Genomic DNA, 1,165 nt, shown 5'->3' with positions numbered 1-1,165 from the left:
CACCATTAGCAGTATGAAGCCGCTCTAAGTTGTAATAGCGCATATACGCCATTACATCATTTCTCATATGCTCACGAGTTGGCTGTGGTATTTTTAAAAGCCAATCATGTTTTAAGCTCCCGAAGAATCGCTCAACAACAGCATTATCCCAACACGCACCTACATCGCCCATACTTGCTCGAATACCGTAATTTGCTAGCAGTTTACGATAATGCTTACTCGTATATTGTGAGCCTCTATCACTGTGAAATACCAAGCCTTTTAACGGCTGACGTACGTTATAAGCTTTCATCATCGCCTTGCTAACTAAATCCGTCGTCATCCGTTTATCAATATGCCAGCCAACGATACGACGAGAGTATAAGTCCATAACAATCGCTAGATACATCCAGCCTTCGCCAGTCCTCAAATACGTCACATCACCAGCCCATATCTGATTTGGCGCAACGGGGTTAAAGTTCTGGTTCAGCAAGTTATCAGCAACGGCATCGCTGTGTTTACGCTTGGTCGTTACCTTGTATGCAACGCGCTGAGTAACGACTAAACCAAGTGTTGCCATTAACTTCTGAACGCCATAATCACTTACCTTAAAGCCCTCTCTGCATAGCTTCTTTCTAAGTTCCCGATAACCTAAACTGTTCCGACTTTGTTTGAATAGAAACTTGGCTCGGCGGAACAAGTTAAGCTGCTCAGCGGTAATCACCTTTGCTGGTCGTTTAAGCCAAGCGTAGTAAGCACTGCGGCTGACTTGCATTACCTTACAGAGCTTAACCACGGGAAACACAGAAGATAACTGCTTAATCGTTTTAAACGTTATTTGGTTTCCTTTAGCAGGAGAGCACTGGCCTTTTTTAATATCTCTTTTTCCATCCTTAGCTCTTTATTTTCCTTGCGTAACTTTAACAACTCAGCTCGCTCATCAGCATTTAAACTGGCACCAGATTGTTCTGCTTCAACCTTTGCTTTCCAGTTATAAAGTAATTTATCTGTGATACCCAAAGACGCGGCCGCCTTTGATACGCTGTAACCTTGCTCGGTTACCAATGCCACAGCTTCTTGTTTAAATTCAGCCGTGTAACTTCTGTTTGTTCTTTTAGTCATTTAACACCTCAACAATTGGATTATATTCCATTATTAAAGTGTCCGGTTTAATTAAAGCAGTTCA

1 protein-coding gene is annotated in these 1,165 nt (G+C 42.2%); it reads right to left on the bottom strand.

Going from position 1 to position 1,165, the window contains the following annotated elements; all coding sequences use genetic code 11:
* A protein-coding gene (locus tag N475_RS20945; protein WP_162269621.1) for an IS3 family transposase occupies positions 1 to 1,101 on the bottom strand; the annotation gives its coding sequence in 2 pieces (ribosomal slippage) (positions 1 to 825 and positions 825 to 1,101; 1,102 coding nt annotated over the 2 pieces). This gene is flagged as partial in the annotation.
* Between the last annotated feature and the right edge of the window lie 64 nt (positions 1,102 to 1,165).

The sequence above is a fragment of the Pseudoalteromonas luteoviolacea DSM 6061 genome (assembly GCF_001625655.1).
Taxonomy (GTDB): Bacteria; Pseudomonadota; Gammaproteobacteria; order Enterobacterales; family Alteromonadaceae; genus Pseudoalteromonas; species Pseudoalteromonas luteoviolacea.
Note: the sequence above shows the minus strand (reverse complement) of the source record. Positions and strands in the feature narration are given on the sequence as shown.